Raw genomic sequence first — 15,208 nt, 5'->3', positions numbered from 1 at the left:
TAACCGAAATTCCCCCATGTATACGTTCCCGTTTTGTGCACAACAACTGGAATAATTATTCTGTATAACTAAAAAATTAGTATCATATCCCATTATAGACAAGGATACAAATTCTATACAGAAAAATTATACACGGCGGCGTTTAGGCGGACGACATCCGTTATGAGGAACTGGAGTTACGTCTCTGATAGCAGTAACTTCTAGACCAGCAGCTTGAAGAGCACGGATTGCAGCTTCACGTCCTGCACCAGGTCCTTTAACAGTTACTTCAAGGGATTTCATACCGTGTTCCTGAGAAGTTTTAGCTGCAGTTTCAGCTGCCATTTGTGCTGCGAATGGAGTAGATTTACGAGAACCTTTGAATCCAAGAGCTCCAGCACTTGACCATGAAATAGCATTTCCATGAACATCAGTGATAGTTACGATTGTGTTGTTGAAAGTAGAACGGATATGTGCAATACCCTGTTCAATATTCTTTTTCACACGACGCTTACGTGTATTAGTTTTACGAGCCATTTAAAGTTACCTCCTTTACCGATTATTTCTTCTTGTTCGCTACAGTCTTACGAGGACCTTTGCGTGTACGAGCGTTGTTTTTAGTGTTTTGTCCGCGAACCGGTAAACCACGGCGATGACGTAGACCGCGATAGCTTCCGATCTCCATTAGACGTTTGATGTTTAGTGAAACCTCACGGCGAAGGTCACCTTCAACTTTCAATTTGTCGATGATGTCACGGATTTTGTTAAGTTCATCTTCTGTAAGATCACGAACACGAGTGTCTTCAGAAACACCAGCTTCAGCCAAAACCTTCTGAGCTGTAGATTTACCAATACCAAAGATATAAGTTAATGAGATTACTACACGTTTTTCACGTGGAACATCTACACCAGCAATACGTGCCATTGTATAAGCGCACCTCCTTCGAATTAACCTTGTTTTTGTTTATGTTTAGGGTTTTCACAGATAACCATTACTTTTCCACGTCTGCGGATAACTTTACACTTTTCGCAGATTGGTTTAACTGATGGTCTTACTTTCATTATCCTAACCTCCTTAATAGTACGGAGTGCAATGATTATTTAAAACGATATGTGATTCTACCGCGTGTTAAATCATATGGAGATAGCTCAACTGTTACTTTATCTCCAGGTAAAATGCGGATGAAGTGCATGCGGATCTTACCGGATACATGAGCTAGCACTGTATGACCATTTTCTAATTCTACCTTAAACATTGCATTTGGCAAAGTATCAACAACTGTGCCTTCTATTTCGATTACATCGTCTTTCGCCATTGAACTTTATTCTCCCTTCTTCATGTCATATACGAATTCATTTACATACTTTGCAAGCGCAAAGCGCAACTTTCCGTTTGTTACACGGCCGGTCTCCTGGAGACTGGTCTGAACTTCTGGAGAGATATAATTAAGCAATTGCAGATGCTGAACGTTCTTTTTCTTCGGGCGGTCGAATTTCTTCCTGCCGCCGTCAGCAAGCATAACATACCTTTCATCCAACAACCTTATAATTATAGCATATTGACCAGCATCGCTTCCACTTTTGATCAAAACAATTTGACCATGCTGCGGATTCGCATCAGAACCAACCAATGGAATCACCTGCACCTTAGGCTTTTGTCAGTATTTCATAACCGGATTCAGTGATCGCTATTGTATGCTCATAATGTGCACACCTTTTACCGTCAACCGTTACAACTGTCCAGTTATCGGTTAAGGTTTTAACATAACGACTTCCTGCATTCACCATAGGTTCAATAGCAAGTACCATTCCCGGCTTTAAGCGCGGCCCTCTGTTAGGGGGTCCATAATGAGGAATTTGAGGATCCTCATGTAAGTCTTGCCCTACACCATGGCCGACATACTCGCGTACAATGGAAAAGCCATTAGATTCCGCATACGTTTGGATAGCATGGGAGATGTTCGACAAGCGCTCACCCGGTTTTGCTTCTTCAAGGCCCTTATATAATGATTCCTCTGTCACATCCATCAGACGCCCGGATTCCTCATCAATTTGGCCAACAGCATAAGTCCAGGCTGAGTCACCATGATAACCGTTATATTTAGCACCGATATCAATGCTGATTATATCACCGTCATTTAAAACTCGACCACCAGGAATGCCATGAACAAGTTCATCGTTAACTGAAGCACAGATGCTGCCGCGGAAACCATTGTACCCTTTGAATGATGGAATTGCATCGTGTTTACGGATAAACCGGTCAGCAATAACATCCAGTTCGCGGGTTGTGATTCCGGGTGCAATATGTTTTTTCAGTTCCTGATGTGTAAGTGCTACGATTCTGCCGGCCTCACGCATTATTTCAAGCTCACGCGGGGTTTTGCAAATGATCATTGTAAGCCCCCGAGCAATGCATCAAGATCAGAAAATACTTTATTAATATCCTGCTGACCATCAATATTGCGCAGATAACCTTTCGTTTCGTAGAAATCAAGCAACGGTTTGGTTTGTTTAATATTAACGTCAAGTCTATTCTGAACAGTCGCTTCGTTATCATCAGCACGCTGATACAGCTCACCGCCGCAGCGATCACACACTCCGTCTTTCGCTGGCGGATTGAATACTAAATGATAAGTTGCTCCGCAGTCTTTACAGATGCGGCGTCCTGTAAGACGTTCCATTAGAATACTCTGATCAACATCAATATTAACAACATAATTAATTTTCTTGTTCAAATCAGAAAGGATGTTTTCAAGGGCATCTGCTTGGGCAACCGTTCTTGGGAAGCCATCCAGCAAAAAGCCTTTTTCGCAATCATCCTTGCTTAATCGTTCACGTACAATGCCGATTGTTACCTCATCAGGAACAAGCTCGCCTTTATCCATGAATGATTTTGCTTTAAGGCCTAGGTCCGTTTCGTCTTTAATAGCCGCACGGAACATATCTCCTGTAGAAATATGAGGGATGCCGTATTTTTGGACGATCTTCTCGGCTTGTGTACCTTTACCGGCACCAGGGAGCCCCATTAAAACTAAATTCACGTCAATTTCCCCCTAGTCACTAAATGGTATAAGGGAACATGCGTCCCCTACAACCAAATTATTTAATGAAACCTTTATAATGACGTTTAACCAGCTGTGCTTCAAGCTGCTTCATCGTTTCCAGTGCAACACCGACAACGATCAGCAGGCTTGTGCCTCCAATTTGCGCAGATTCAGGCAATCCGGCGATATTGATGAAGAATACCGGCAGGATTGAAATCACTGTCAGGAATAGCGCACCAACAAAAGTTAAACGGTATAAGACGCGAGTCAGATATTCCTGCGTGTTATTTCCTGGACGAATGCCCGGGATATAACCGCCCTGCTTCTTCAGGTTTTCCGCAACTTGTTCCGGGTTCACCTGAATGAAAGCATAGAAATAAGTAAAAGCAATGATTAATGCACTATAGATGACCATTCCGATTGGAGACGTATAGTCAAATATTCTTTGAATCCATAGAGTAACATCATTCTGCTCAAAGAAACCGGCAATGGTTCTTGGCGTGATGATGAAAGAAATTGCAAAGATTACTGGTATAACACCAGCTGCATTAACTTTTAACGGAAGATGAGTTGATTGTCCGCCAGCAGAATTTTGTCCTGCTGTTACACGCTTAGCATATTGAATAGGAATTTTTCTTAATGCCTGTTGGATGAAGATCGTTCCTACAACAATAGCAATGACTGCGATTAGGATAAGCACAACTGTCACAATGCGAAGGAATAGCTGCTCTCCAGCATTTTCAAACTGCTGAGCGTAAATCTGGTTAACCGTTGAAGGAATCCCAGCTGCGATACCAGCAAAGATAATGATGGAAATACCATTTCCTACACCTTTTGAAGTAATCTGCTCACCAAGCCACATTAAAAATGCAGTTCCGGCAGTCAATACCACAGCAATCAATAGATAAGAGGTAATTCCCGGATTCTCAATCAGCATTCCGCCTGCTAGGTTATTAAACCCATAAGACATACCGAGAGCCTGGATAAAACCAAGCACGATAGTAAAGTAACGGGTAAACTGAGCTAACTTACGGCGTCCAACATCTCCCTGCTTTGACCATTCCGTAAACTTAGGAACAACATCCATCTGCAGAAGCTGCACAATGATGGATGCCGTAATGTACGGCATGATACCCATTGCAAGGATGGAGAAGTTTAGGAGCGCCCCGCCGCCAAATGTATTCAGAACACCGAATACATTAAGTTCATCCTGGGCTTTTAATAGCTCTGCATTTACGCCCGGTACAGGGATAAATGTACCGATGCGAAATACAATCAGCATTAAAAGGGTGAAAATAATCTTTCGTCTTATATCACCCACACGCATAAAATTGGAGATTGTCTGAAACATTAAATCACCTCAGTTTGACCGCCGGCAGCTTCAATAGCTTCCTTTGCAGCAGAGGAGAATTTATGAGCTTTTACTGTAAGCTTTTTCTCAACTTTGCCTTTTGCAAGAATCTTGATTCCTGCTTTTTCGTTGCTTACTACACCAGTTTCGATAAGAAGCGCTGGAGTTACTTCAGCTCCATCTTCGAAACGGTTTAAAGCATCAAGGTTCACAATCGCGTACTCTTTACGGTTGATGTTAGTGAAACCGCGTTTAGGCAAGCGTTGGAATAAAGGTGTTTGACCACCCTCGAATCCAGGACGGACACCGCCGCCAGAACGAGCGTTTTGACCTTTATGACCCTTACCAGCAGTTTTACCATTACCGGAACCGATACCACGGCCTTTGCGTTTGCGTTCCCCACGAGAACCTTCTGCAGGCTTTAATTCATGAAGTTTCATGTTGGCACCTCCTTATTTGTAGAAGAATAGATTTATTTTTCTTTTACCACAACAAGGTGAGCAACTTTGTTGATCATTCCGCGGATAGCAGGATTATCTTGATGCTCAACTGTTTGGTGCATTTTGCGTAAGCCAAGAGCCTTAACTGTTTCGCGCTGGTCTTGCGGGCGACCAATCACGCTGCGAGTGAGGGTTACTTCTAGTTTATTCGCCATTTGATATCCCTCCTTATCCTAACAGTTCTTCTACTGATTTACCACGTAATTTCGCTACGTCCTCAGCACGTTTTAATTGAGTTAAACCGTTCAAAGTGGCGCGAACCATGTTGATTGGTGTGTTAGTACCTAAAGATTTAGATAAGATATCACCAACACCAGCTAATTCTAGAACCGCACGAACTGGACCTCCGGCGATTACTCCAGTACCTTCAGAAGCAGGCTTAAGAAGGATTTCTCCAGCACCGAAGTGACCGATTACCTGGTGAGGAATTGTAGTTCCAACCATAGGTACTTCGACTAAGTTTTTCTTAGCATCTTCAATAGCTTTGCGGATCGCTTCAGGAACTTCCTGTGCTTTACCTGTACCAAAGCCAACGTGACCGTTTTTGTCACCTACTACTACAAGAGCAGAGAAACGAAAACGACGTCCACCTTTAACAACCTTTGCTACACGATTAACCGTAACTACGCGCTCTTCAAGTTCAAGTTTGTTTGGATCAATACGACGCATCTTTTTGTGTCCCTCCTTTGTCTATTAAAATTCTAAACCATTTTCACGTGCTGCATCAGCTAATGCCTGAACACGTCCATGATATAGATAGCCACCACGATCGAAAACGACAGCTTTAACGCCTTTTTCGACTGCGCGCTTTGCAACTAATTCTCCGACCTTAACTGCTGCATCAACGTTGCCAGTTGCATCAAGGTTCACTTCTTTATCTTGTGTAGAAGCACTTGCTACAGTAACTCCGTTTACATCATCAATAAGTTGAGCATAAATGTGCTTGTTTGAACGATACACATTTAAACGAGGACGAGCCGCAGTTCCAGAAAGTTTCGCACGCACACGAGCATGTCTTTTCTTACGAACTGCATTTTTATCAGCCTTCGTAATCATTTCGGTCACTCCTTTCGTTTACCTAAGCGGCATTACTTACCAGTTTTACCTTCTTTACGACGAACATATTCGCCTTCATAGCGGATACCTTTACCTTTGTAAGGCTCTGGAGGACGAACATCACGGATGTTGGCAGCCAATGCACCAACACGCTCTTTGTTAGTACCTTTAACAATGATCTTTGTGTTAGATGGTACTTCAACTTCAATACCTTCTTCAGGTTCGATTTCAACAGGATGAGAGTAACCAACGTTTAAAACAAGCTTTTTGCCTTGTTTTTGAGCACGGTAACCGACACCGATAAGCTCCAGTCCTCTTTCGAATCCTTTTGACACACCCTCAACCATGTTAGCTAGAAGTGCGCGAGTTGTTCCGTGCAATGCGCGGTGTTCTTTCGCATCAGATGGACGGGAAACGTTGATTACGTTGTCCTCCACCTTGATTTCGATATCCTGGTTGAATGAACGAGTTAGTTCACCTTTAGGACCCTTCACAGTAACAGTGTTATTGTCATTAGTAACAGTAACACCAGTTGGAATTTCGATTGGTTTTTTACCTATACGAGACATTTAATTGCACCTCCATTCATGAAAAACTCTATTACCAAACGTATGCTAATACTTCTCCGCCGACTTGTTTAGCGCGGGCTTCTTTATCAGTGATAACTCCTTGAGAAGTAGAAACTAGTGCGATTCCAAGACCGTTAAGTACGCGAGGTACCTCATCAGCCTTTGCGTATACACGAAGACCAGGCTTACTGATACGCTTAAGACCAGTGATAACGCGTTCGTTGTTTGAACCGTATTTTAGGAAAATGCGGATGATGCCTTGCTTGTTATCCTCGATAAGCTCAACATCACGTACAAAACCTTCACGCTTTAAGATCTCTGCAATTTCTTTCTTGATGTTAGAAGCAGGAACTTCTAATTTTTCGTGACGAACCATGTTCGCATTACGGATGCGAGTTAGCAAGTCTGCAATTGGATCTGTCATGACCATTGTTTTTACCTCCTTCCCATGCTTGGGGTTTACCAGCTAGCTTTTTTCACGCCAGGAATTTGTCCTTTATATGCTAATTCACGGAAACAAATACGACAAAGCTTAAATTTACGGTATACAGAATGTGGACGTCCGCAGCGTTCGCAGCGAGTGTACTCCTGTACCTTGTGTTTAGGCGTGCGTTTTTGTTTCGCAATCATTGACTTTTTAGCCACGTTTTCGCCTCCCTCTATTTAGCGATTACTTTTGGAATGGCATTCCAAATTGAGTTAAAAGTTCACGAGCTTCTTCATCAGTGTTAGCTGTAGTTACGATAACGATATCCATACCACGAACTTTGCTTACTTTATCGTAATCAATCTCAGGGAAGATCAACTGTTCTTTGACACCTAGAGTATAGTTACCACGGCCGTCAAATGACTTCTTAGAGATACCGCGGAAGTCACGTACACGTGGAAGAGATACAGATACTAACTTATCAAAGAACTCATACATGCGCTCTCCACGAAGAGTAACCTTCGCACCGATTGGCATACCTTCACGAAGACGGAAGCCAGCGATTGATTTCTTAGCGCGAGTGATAACCGGCTTTTGACCAGTGATCAAAGTTAATTCCTCAACAGCTTTATCTAGTGCTTTAGCGTTTTGAACAGCGTCACCAACACCCATGTTGATAACGATTTTTTCAAGCTTAGGTGCTTGCATAACTGATTTATAGTTAAACTTGCTCATTAGAGCAGGAGTAATTTCTTTTGAATGCTTTTCTTTTAGGCGGTTCATTCATTGTACCTCCCTTCTTCTTTAAACTATTTATCTAGAACTTCACCGGATTTTGTTGCAACACGTACTTTTTTGCCATCAACCGTTTTATAGCCTACACGAGTTGGTTCACCAGATTTAGGATCGACAGGCATAACGTTTGATACATGAACAGGTGCCTCTTGGCTGATGATTCCGCCTTGCGGGTTCATCTGAGAAGGCTTAGAGTGTTTCTTTACAATGTTAACTCCTTCAACAAGCACTCGGCTTTGTTTAGGGAACGCTGCAAGAATAACGCCCGTTTTGCCTTTATCCTTACCAGAGATGACCATAACTTTGTCACCTTTTTTCACATGCATCTGTGCGCACCTCCTTAAAGGCAATTTGATTTGTTATTTATAATACTTCTGGAGCTAAAGATACAATTTTCATGAAGTTGTTTTCACGTAGTTCACGGGCAACCGGTCCGAAGATACGAGTTCCGCGTGGTCCTTTGTCATCACGAATAATTACACATGCGTTTTCATCGAAACGAATGTAAGTACCGTCATTACGGCGTACACCGCTCTTAGTACGAACAACTACCGCTTTAACAACATCACCTTTTTTAACAACGCCACCTGGTGTTGCTTGTTTCACTGTACAAACGATAACATCACCGATGTTAGCAGTTTTGCGGCCAGAGCCACCAAGAACTTTGATTGTAAGTACTTCACGAGCACCAGAGTTGTCAGCAACTTTTAAACGTGATTCTTGTTGAATCATGTGTGTAACCTCCCTTCGGGATAAATCTCCCAACCGAACAATTAGATAATAACTGCTTTTTCAACTACTTCTACAAGACGGAAGCGTTTAGTCGCAGATAGTGGACGAGTTTCCATAATACGAACGACATCGCCAGTTTTTGCTTGGTTTTGCTCATCATGAGCCTTGAACTTTTTAGAGTACTTAACGCGTTTACCGTAAAGTGGATGCTTTTTGTAAGTTTCGACAAGAACCGTTACTGTCTTATCCATTTTGTCAGAAACGACGCGTCCAGTGTAAACTTTGCGTTGGTTGCGTTCACTCATTGTGCGAACCTCCTCTCAATATCACTTGCTAAAGCCGATTTCTCTTTCACGAATAACAGTTTTCATGCGGGCAATCGCTTTGCGTACTTCACGAATGCGAGCTGTGTTTTCAAGTTGTCCAGTCGCCAATTGAAAGCGAAGGTTGAAAAGCTCTTCTTTTAATGATTTAACTTTTTGTTCAATTTCGGCAGTGGTAAGGTCACGAATTTCATTAGCTTTCATTTGATTCACCACCAATTTCTTCTCGTTTTACAAACTTGCACTTAACTGGAAGTTTGTGTGCTGCAAGACGTAATGCTTCACGAGCGATCTCTTCAGATACACCAGCGATTTCGAACATTACTTTACCAGGCTTAACAACTGCTACCCATCCTTCAGGAGCACCTTTACCGGAACCCATGCGGACTTCAAGAGGCTTTGCAGTGTATGGTTTGTGAGGGAAAATTTGAATCCAAACTTTACCGCCACGTTTCATGTAACGAGTCATTGCAATACGTGCAGATTCAATTTGACGGTTAGTGATCCAAGAAGCTTCTAGAGCTTGAAGGCCATATTCACCGAAGTTTACTTCAGTTCCGCCTTTTGATTGACCACGCATTTTTCCGCGGTGTACACGACGATATTTTACGCGTTTTGGCAATAACATATTATTTGCCTCCTTCCCCAGTTTTCTTCTTCGTAGGAAGGACCTCTCCACGATAGATCCATACTTTTACGCCCAATTTACCGTAAGTTGTATCAGCTTCAGCTGTAGCATAATCGATATCAGCACGAAGAGTATGAAGTGGAACTGTTCCTTCGCTGTATGATTCTGAACGAGCGATATCAGCACCGCCTAAACGACCAGATACCATTGTTTTGATACCTTTAGCGCCAGCGCGCATTGCACGTTGAATAGTTTGTTTTTGAGCACGACGGAAAGATACGCGGTTTTCTAATTGACGAGCAATGTTTTCCGCAACCAATTTCGCATCGATATCTGCTCTTTTAATTTCAAGAATGTTGATGTGAACACGCTTGCCAGTTAATGAGTTAAGTGACTTGCGAAGTGCTTCAACCTCAGTACCACCTTTACCGATAACCATTCCTGGTTTCGCAGTGTGGATAGTGATGTTCAGGCGATTGGCAGCACGTTCGATTTCTACTTTAGAAACAGAAGCATCGCTTAAGCGCTTTGTGATGTACTCACGAACCTTAAGGTCTTCGTGTAAAAGATCAGCATAGTCTTTGCCTGCGTACCACTTTGACTCCCAATCACGGATGACACCGATACGCAAACCGACTGGATTTACTTTTTGACCCACTGATTATCCCTCCTTCTTTTCTGATAAAACGATAGTAATATGGCTAGTGCGCTTGTTAATTTGGCTTGCACGGCCCATAGCGCGAGGACGGAAACGTTTTAAAGTTGGTCCTTCGTCTACGAATGCTTGAGCAACTACCAGGTTGTTAACGTCCATTTCGTAGTTGTGCTCAGCGTTAGCTAGTGCAGATTTTAAAACTTTCTCTACGATTGGAGAAGCAGCTTTAGGTGTAAGGTTTAAAATCGCTACTGCTTCGCCTACTTGCTTTCCTCGAATTAAATCTACGACTAAACGAGCTTTACGAGGAGCAATACGAACTGTTCTTGCAACAGCTTTAGCTTGCATTAGAATGCCCTCCTCTCATTAACGTCTTGTTTTCTTATCATCATTGCCATGGCCTTTGTACGCACGAGTTGGAGCGAATTCTCCAAGCTTGTGGCCTACCATGTCTTCAGTGATGTATACAGGCACATGTTTACGACCATCATAAACTGCGATTGTGTGTCCGATGAATTGTGGGAAGATCGTAGAACGGCGAGACCAAGTTTTAGTAACTTGCTTGCTTTCTGTTTCATTAAGCTTTTCGATCTTTGTCATTAAATGTTCATCAACAAAAGGTCCTTTTTTTAAGCTGCGACCCATGATTGAACCTCCCTTCGTGATTGCTCTACGGTTCTTAATTGGAACCGTAGTACAATCCCGTTATTTTTTACGACGACGTACGATAAATTTGTCTGATTTGTTGTTCTTCTTGCGAGTCTTGTAACCAAGTGTTGGTTTGCCCCAAGGAGTCATTGGAGACTTACGTCCGATTGGCGCACGTCCTTCACCACCACCGTGTGGGTGATCGTTAGGGTTCATTACAGATCCACGTACAGTTGGGCGCTTGCCTAACCAGCGTGAACGACCTGCTTTACCAATGTTAATAAGCTCGTGCTGCTCGTTTCCGACTTGACCAACAGTCGCACGGCACTCAGCAAGAATCATGCGAACTTCACCAGAGTTTAAACGAACTAATACGTACTTGCCTTCTTTACCAAGAACTTGTGCAGAAGTACCAGCAGAACGTACTAATTGTCCGCCTTTACCAGGTTTTAATTCGATGTTGTGGATTACTGTACCCACTGGAATGTTAGCTAGTGGAAGTGCATTACCCACTTTGATATCTGCTTCAGGACCAGACATTACTTCCATGCCCACCTGTAAGTTCTTAGGTGCAAGGATGTAACGCTTTTCTCCATCTACATAGTTAATTAGTGCAATATTTGCAGAGCGGTTTGGATCATACTCGATTGTGGCAACGCGTCCTGGAATGCCATCTTTGGTACGTTTAAAATCGATGATACGATATTGACGTTTATGACCGCCGCCTTGATGACGAACTGTCAACTTACCTTGGTTGTTACGGCCGCCTTTTCTCTTTAAAGGAGCAAGTAAAGACTTTTCTGGTTGGTTAGTCGTGATTTCTGCGAAATCAGAAACCGTCATGCCGCGACGACCATTAGAGGTAGGTTTATACTTTTTAATCGCCATTTCGTTTCCCTCCTCTTCTAGTTATAGTGAATTAAGCTTCAAATAGCTCGATTTCTTGGCTTTCAGCTGTTAATTTAACGATCGCTTTACGGCGTTTGTTAGTGTATCCGCCGAATTTGCCCATACGCTTGAACTTACCTTTGTAGTTCATGATGTTAACTTTCTCAACTTTAACGCCAAAGATTTGCTCTACAGCGTCTTTAACTTGAGTCTTGTTAGCTCGTACGTCAACTTCGAACGTATATTTTTTATCAGCCATAATGTCAGTAGAACGTTCAGTGATTACGGGGCGCTTAATGATATCGCGTGCATCCATTATGCAAGCACCTCCTCTACTTTTTCAACCGCTGCTTTCGTCATGATAAGCTTATCATGGTTTAAAACATCTAAAACAGTGATTCCAGAAGCAGACACAACTGTTACACCAGGGATGTTACGAGCAGATAGTGCTACGTTCTCATCTAGGTCAGCAGTTACGATAAGTGCTTTTGAATCAACAGAAAGACCAGATAATACACCTTTAAAGTCTTTAGTTTTAGGAGCTTCGAAAGCAAGGCCTTCTAATACTAGGATGTTTTCTTCTAATACTTTAGAAGATAACGCAGATTTGATTGCCAGACGGCGAACCTTTTTAGGCAGTTTGTAGCTGTAGCTGCGTGGTACAGGACCAAATACAGTACCGCCTCCGCGCCATTGTGGTGAACGGATAGAACCTTGACGTGCACGGCCTGTGCCTTTTTGGCGCCATGGCTTACGTCCTCCGCCCGCTACTTCAGAACGAATTTTAGTTTTATGAGTCCCTTGACGTAATGAAGCTCTTTGCATAACAACAGCTTCGAAAAGTACGTGCTGGTTGGGCTCGATACCAAAGATCGCATCATTAAGTTCGATATCACCAACTTTAGATCCGCTTTGGTTAAACAATGCTACTTTCGGCATTCTGTTTTCCTCCTTTCCAGTTTAATTATTATGCTTTTACCGCACTTTTGATTTTTACTAATGCTTTTCTGGCACCAGGTACATTACCTTTGATCAAAAGAAGGTTGCGTTCAACATCAACTTTAACGATTTCAAGGTTTTGTACAGTCACTTGCTCTCCGCCCATGCGACCAGGTAATAATTTACCTTTGAATACACGGTTTGGAGCTACAGGACCCATTGAACCAGGGCGACGGTGGTAACGAGAACCGTGAGCCATAGGCCCGCGAGATTGTCCGTGGCGCTTGATGGCACCCTGGAAACCTTTACCTTTTGAAATTCCTGTTACATCAACAGTATCGCCTTCTGCGAAAATATCAACTTTGACTTCTTGACCAACTTCATATTGTCCTAAATCAGCTCCGCGGAATTCGCGTACGAAGCGCTTAGGAGCAGTGTTTGCTTTAGCAACATGCCCTTTTTCAGGTTTGTTGGACAACTTGTCGCGCTTGTCTTCAAATCCAATCTGGATTGCTTCATATCCATCAGTTTCAACTGATTTCTTTTGAAGAACAACGTTAGCAGCTGCCTCAACTACTGTTACCGGGATAAGATCACCGTTTTCAGCAAATACTTGAGTCATACCAATCTTTCTTCCTAAGATTCCTTTGGTCATTTCAGTCACACCTCCTAAGTTTCTTATGATTATTTATTGATTAAAGTTTGATTTCGATATCTACACCAGACGGTAAGTCTAAACGCATTAGAGAATCAACCGTTTGTGGTGTTGGGTTAACGATGTCGATTAGACGTTTGTGCGTACGCATTTCGAACTGTTCACGAGAGTCTTTGTACTTGTGAACCGCACGTAGGATTGTGTAAATAGACTTTTCAGTTGGTAATGGAATCGGACCAGAAACAGCCGCACCAGAACGTTTTGCAGTCTCAACAATCTTTTCTGCTGATTGATCAAGAATTCTGTGATCATACGCTTTTAAACGAATACGAATTTTTTGTTTTGCCATTATTTTCCCTCCTTTTCGCCTATTTTAATATAGACATTCTCCGTGAAAATTTCCCACACACTCGCCATGGCAAAGCGGCCGGGTGTGTCAGCAACCTTTCACATCATCGCAGTCAAAGACCAACATTGTCTATTATACAGAAACAATAAATGAAATGCAACATGTATATGTTATTTCTTTTTGTTCCGCACACTTTTACTATTATAACTGCTGAGTATTGAGTTTTCAATAGTATAGGAAGAAGTCTAACTATTTGCACTGTGAGTAATTGAATAGAAAAATATAGTGATGATTATATATAGAAGATAAGCGGATTTATTCGGGAGTTTTAAAGGAGGAAGGATCTCTTTCCGTGAATTGCAAGCAGGACCGAAAGAAATATTATTGAAATTGAAACGAACTCTTTTATTCCATTCATCTTTTTACATATAAAAAAAACAGATGGGTCGTCACCCATCTGTTTTTATTAGCTGAGATTACTCAGTGATTGTAGCAACTACGCCAGCGCCTACAGTACGTCCACCCTCACGGATAGAGAATTTAGTACCTTCTTCGATAGCGATTGGAGCGATTAGTTCTACAGTCATTTCGATGTTATCTCCAGGCATAACCATTTCTACGCCTTCAGGAAGATTACAGATACCAGTTACATCAGTTGTACGGAAGTAGAACTGAGGACGGTAGTTAGTGAAGAATGGAGTATGACGTCCACCTTCTTCTTTAGAAAGAACGTATACTTCAGCTTTGAACTTAGTGTGTGGAGTAATTGAACCTGGCTTAGCAAGTACTTGTCCACGTTGGATATCTTCACGTGCAACACCACGAAGAAGGGCACCAATGTTGTCTCCAGCTTCAGCATAGTCAAGAAGCTTACGGAACATTTCTACACCAGTTACAGTAGTTGATTTTGGCTCTTCAGCAAGACCGATGATTTCGATAACGTCACCGACTTTAACTTGTCCACGCTCAACACGTCCTGTAGCAACAGTACCACGGCCAGTGATTGAGAATACATCCTCAACAGGCATCATGAATGGCTTGTCAGTGTCACGAGTTGGAGTTGGGATGTACTCATCAACAGCTGCCATAAGTTCTTCGATTTTAGCTTCCCACTCAGCTTCTCCTTCAAGAGCTTTAAGTGCAGAACCTTTGATTACAGGAATGTCATCACCAGGGAATTCGTACTCAGAAAGAAGGTCACGAACTTCCATTTCTACTAATTCAAGTAGTTCTTCATCGTCAACCATGTCACACTTGTTCATGAATACAACAAGGAAAGGAACACCAACCTGACGAGAAAGAAGGATGTGCTCACGAGTTTGTGGCATTGGGCCGTCAGCAGCAGAAACAACTAGGATTCCGCCGTCCATTTGTGCAGCACCAGTGATCATGTTTTTAACATAGTCAGCGTGACCTGGGCAGTCAACGTGTGCATAGTGACGGTTTTCAGTTTCGTACTCAACGTGTGCAGTTGAGATTGTGATTCCACGCTCGCGCTCTTCTGGAGCCGCGTCGATTTGATCGTATCCGCGTGCTTCACCGCCGCCCTTTTTAGAAAGAACAGTTGTGATAGCTGCAGTTAAAGTAGTTTTACCATGGTCAACGTGTCCGATAGTACCGATGTTAACATGGGGTTTTGAACGGTCAAATTTAGCTTTTGCCATTTGAAA

29 protein-coding genes and 1 pseudogene are annotated in these 15,208 nt (G+C 42.6%); all 30 read right to left on the bottom strand.

Features of this window, described 5'->3' with window-relative positions; translation table 11 throughout:
* Positions 1 to 126: 126 nt before the first annotated feature.
* Positions 127 to 516 (bottom strand): 30S ribosomal protein S11, encoded by a 390-nt coding sequence (gene rpsK / locus AC3WTL_RS21545; RefSeq protein ID WP_035332274.1) that lies wholly within the window; start codon positions 514 to 516, stop codon positions 127 to 129.
* A gap of 22 nt (positions 517 to 538) precedes the next feature.
* Positions 539 to 904: a 30S ribosomal protein S13 gene (gene rpsM, locus AC3WTL_RS21540; protein ID WP_009336605.1), complete on the bottom strand. Its 366-nt coding sequence runs from the start codon at positions 902 to 904 to the stop codon at positions 539 to 541.
* A 23-nt stretch (positions 905 to 927) separates the two neighbouring features.
* Positions 928 to 1,041: a 50S ribosomal protein L36 gene (rpmJ, locus tag AC3WTL_RS21535; protein ID WP_000868344.1), complete on the bottom strand. Its 114-nt coding sequence runs from the start codon at positions 1,039 to 1,041 to the stop codon at positions 928 to 930.
* Positions 1,042 to 1,076: 35 nt separating this feature from the next.
* The gene (gene infA / locus AC3WTL_RS21530; protein WP_009336604.1) at positions 1,077 to 1,295 is read right to left on the bottom strand and encodes a translation initiation factor IF-1; all 219 of its coding nucleotides are present in this window, start codon (positions 1,293 to 1,295) and stop codon (positions 1,077 to 1,079) included.
* Positions 1,252 to 1,610: pseudogene (locus tag AC3WTL_RS21525) on the bottom strand (KOW domain-containing RNA-binding protein). Before AC3WTL_RS21525 ends, infA begins: the two are co-directional and overlap by 44 nt.
* A 16-nt stretch (positions 1,611 to 1,626) precedes the next feature.
* A complete protein-coding gene (gene map, locus AC3WTL_RS21520) occupies positions 1,627 to 2,373 on the bottom strand; it encodes a type I methionyl aminopeptidase (RefSeq protein WP_048011512.1) in 747 nt (248 codons plus the stop codon).
* Complete coding sequence (locus tag AC3WTL_RS21515) at positions 2,370 to 3,020, bottom strand: adenylate kinase (RefSeq protein WP_048011513.1); 651 nt, start codon at positions 3,018 to 3,020, stop codon at positions 2,370 to 2,372. Before AC3WTL_RS21515 ends, map begins: the two co-directional genes overlap by 4 nt.
* 58 nt (positions 3,021 to 3,078) lie before the next feature.
* On the bottom strand, positions 3,079 to 4,374 hold the full coding sequence (gene secY, locus AC3WTL_RS21510; protein ID WP_197212336.1) for a preprotein translocase subunit SecY: 1,296 nt from the start codon (positions 4,372 to 4,374) through the stop codon (positions 3,079 to 3,081).
* Complete coding sequence (rplO, locus tag AC3WTL_RS21505) at positions 4,374 to 4,814, bottom strand: 50S ribosomal protein L15 (RefSeq protein ID WP_035332284.1); 441 nt, start codon at positions 4,812 to 4,814, stop codon at positions 4,374 to 4,376. Before rplO ends, secY begins: the two co-directional genes overlap by 1 nt.
* A gap of 32 nt (positions 4,815 to 4,846) precedes the next feature.
* The gene (gene rpmD, locus AC3WTL_RS21500) at positions 4,847 to 5,029 is read right to left on the bottom strand and encodes a 50S ribosomal protein L30 (protein WP_009336598.1); all 183 of its coding nucleotides are present in this window, start codon (positions 5,027 to 5,029) and stop codon (positions 4,847 to 4,849) included.
* A 13-nt stretch (positions 5,030 to 5,042) separates the two neighbouring features.
* Positions 5,043 to 5,543, bottom strand: a complete 501-nt coding sequence (gene rpsE, locus AC3WTL_RS21495; protein ID WP_009336597.1) for a 30S ribosomal protein S5 — start codon at positions 5,541 to 5,543, stop codon at positions 5,043 to 5,045.
* Positions 5,544 to 5,567: 24 nt separating this feature from the next.
* Positions 5,568 to 5,930 carry a 50S ribosomal protein L18 gene (rplR, locus tag AC3WTL_RS21490; protein ID WP_035332285.1) on the bottom strand — a complete coding sequence of 121 codons (363 nt, stop codon included), beginning with the start codon at positions 5,928 to 5,930 and terminating at the stop codon, positions 5,568 to 5,570.
* Between the two features lie 32 nt (positions 5,931 to 5,962).
* Positions 5,963 to 6,499 (bottom strand): 50S ribosomal protein L6, encoded by a 537-nt coding sequence (gene rplF / locus AC3WTL_RS21485; protein ID WP_048011515.1) that lies wholly within the window; start codon positions 6,497 to 6,499, stop codon positions 5,963 to 5,965.
* Between the two features lie 31 nt (positions 6,500 to 6,530).
* A complete protein-coding gene (gene rpsH / locus AC3WTL_RS21480; protein ID WP_035332289.1) occupies positions 6,531 to 6,929 on the bottom strand; it encodes a 30S ribosomal protein S8 in 399 nt (132 codons plus the stop codon).
* Positions 6,930 to 6,958: 29 nt separating this feature from the next.
* Positions 6,959 to 7,144, bottom strand: a complete 186-nt coding sequence (gene rpsN, locus AC3WTL_RS21475; protein WP_009336593.1) for a 30S ribosomal protein S14 — start codon at positions 7,142 to 7,144, stop codon at positions 6,959 to 6,961.
* Between the two features lie 25 nt (positions 7,145 to 7,169).
* Positions 7,170 to 7,709, bottom strand: a complete 540-nt coding sequence (rplE, locus tag AC3WTL_RS21470) for a 50S ribosomal protein L5 (RefSeq protein WP_009336592.1) — start codon at positions 7,707 to 7,709, stop codon at positions 7,170 to 7,172.
* A 26-nt stretch (positions 7,710 to 7,735) separates the two neighbouring features.
* On the bottom strand, positions 7,736 to 8,047 hold the full coding sequence (gene rplX, locus AC3WTL_RS21465) for a 50S ribosomal protein L24 (RefSeq protein ID WP_035332291.1): 312 nt from the start codon (positions 8,045 to 8,047) through the stop codon (positions 7,736 to 7,738).
* A 37-nt stretch (positions 8,048 to 8,084) separates the two neighbouring features.
* The gene (rplN, locus tag AC3WTL_RS21460) at positions 8,085 to 8,453 is read right to left on the bottom strand and encodes a 50S ribosomal protein L14 (protein WP_009336590.1); all 369 of its coding nucleotides are present in this window, start codon (positions 8,451 to 8,453) and stop codon (positions 8,085 to 8,087) included.
* Between the two features lie 41 nt (positions 8,454 to 8,494).
* Positions 8,495 to 8,758: a 30S ribosomal protein S17 gene (rpsQ, locus tag AC3WTL_RS21455; RefSeq protein WP_309856954.1), complete on the bottom strand. Its 264-nt coding sequence runs from the start codon at positions 8,756 to 8,758 to the stop codon at positions 8,495 to 8,497.
* Positions 8,759 to 8,779: 21 nt separating this feature from the next.
* Complete coding sequence (rpmC, locus tag AC3WTL_RS21450) at positions 8,780 to 8,980, bottom strand: 50S ribosomal protein L29 (protein WP_009336588.1); 201 nt, start codon at positions 8,978 to 8,980, stop codon at positions 8,780 to 8,782.
* Entirely contained in the window at positions 8,970 to 9,404 is a 435-nt protein-coding gene (gene rplP / locus AC3WTL_RS21445) for a 50S ribosomal protein L16 (protein ID WP_048011516.1), read from the bottom strand. Before rplP ends, rpmC begins: the two co-directional genes overlap by 11 nt.
* Before the next feature lies 1 nt (position 9,405).
* Positions 9,406 to 10,062 carry a 30S ribosomal protein S3 gene (gene rpsC, locus AC3WTL_RS21440; RefSeq protein WP_035332293.1) on the bottom strand — a complete coding sequence of 219 codons (657 nt, stop codon included), beginning with the start codon at positions 10,060 to 10,062 and terminating at the stop codon, positions 9,406 to 9,408.
* 3 nt (positions 10,063 to 10,065) lie between these two features.
* Positions 10,066 to 10,407, bottom strand: coding sequence for a 50S ribosomal protein L22 (gene rplV / locus AC3WTL_RS21435; RefSeq protein ID WP_009336582.1), 342 nt, complete (start codon positions 10,405 to 10,407; stop codon positions 10,066 to 10,068).
* Between the two features lie 18 nt (positions 10,408 to 10,425).
* Entirely contained in the window at positions 10,426 to 10,704 is a 279-nt protein-coding gene (gene rpsS / locus AC3WTL_RS21430) for a 30S ribosomal protein S19 (protein WP_009336580.1), read from the bottom strand.
* A 60-nt stretch (positions 10,705 to 10,764) separates the two neighbouring features.
* Positions 10,765 to 11,595 carry a 50S ribosomal protein L2 gene (gene rplB / locus AC3WTL_RS21425; RefSeq protein WP_035332294.1) on the bottom strand — a complete coding sequence of 277 codons (831 nt, stop codon included), beginning with the start codon at positions 11,593 to 11,595 and terminating at the stop codon, positions 10,765 to 10,767.
* Positions 11,596 to 11,626: 31 nt separating this feature from the next.
* Positions 11,627 to 11,911 (bottom strand): 50S ribosomal protein L23, encoded by a 285-nt coding sequence (gene rplW / locus AC3WTL_RS21420; protein ID WP_035332296.1) that lies wholly within the window; start codon positions 11,909 to 11,911, stop codon positions 11,627 to 11,629.
* Positions 11,911 to 12,534 carry a 50S ribosomal protein L4 gene (gene rplD / locus AC3WTL_RS21415; RefSeq protein WP_048011517.1) on the bottom strand — a complete coding sequence of 208 codons (624 nt, stop codon included), beginning with the start codon at positions 12,532 to 12,534 and terminating at the stop codon, positions 11,911 to 11,913. Before rplD ends, rplW begins: the two co-directional genes overlap by 1 nt.
* A gap of 28 nt (positions 12,535 to 12,562) precedes the next feature.
* The gene (gene rplC / locus AC3WTL_RS21410) at positions 12,563 to 13,189 is read right to left on the bottom strand and encodes a 50S ribosomal protein L3 (protein WP_035332300.1); all 627 of its coding nucleotides are present in this window, start codon (positions 13,187 to 13,189) and stop codon (positions 12,563 to 12,565) included.
* Between the two features lie 40 nt (positions 13,190 to 13,229).
* Complete coding sequence (gene rpsJ, locus AC3WTL_RS21405) at positions 13,230 to 13,538, bottom strand: 30S ribosomal protein S10 (protein WP_009336571.1); 309 nt, start codon at positions 13,536 to 13,538, stop codon at positions 13,230 to 13,232.
* Positions 13,539 to 14,014: 476 nt separating this feature from the next.
* On the bottom strand, positions 14,015 to 15,202 hold the full coding sequence (gene tuf, locus AC3WTL_RS21400; protein ID WP_076262039.1) for an elongation factor Tu: 1,188 nt from the start codon (positions 15,200 to 15,202) through the stop codon (positions 14,015 to 14,017).
* Between the last annotated feature and the right edge of the window lie 6 nt (positions 15,203 to 15,208).

It is taken from the genome of Cytobacillus sp. EB106-05-05-XG126 (genome assembly GCF_058791715.1).
The sequence above is the reverse complement of the archived record's forward strand: the minus strand, read 5'-3'. Positions and strand labels throughout refer to the sequence as shown.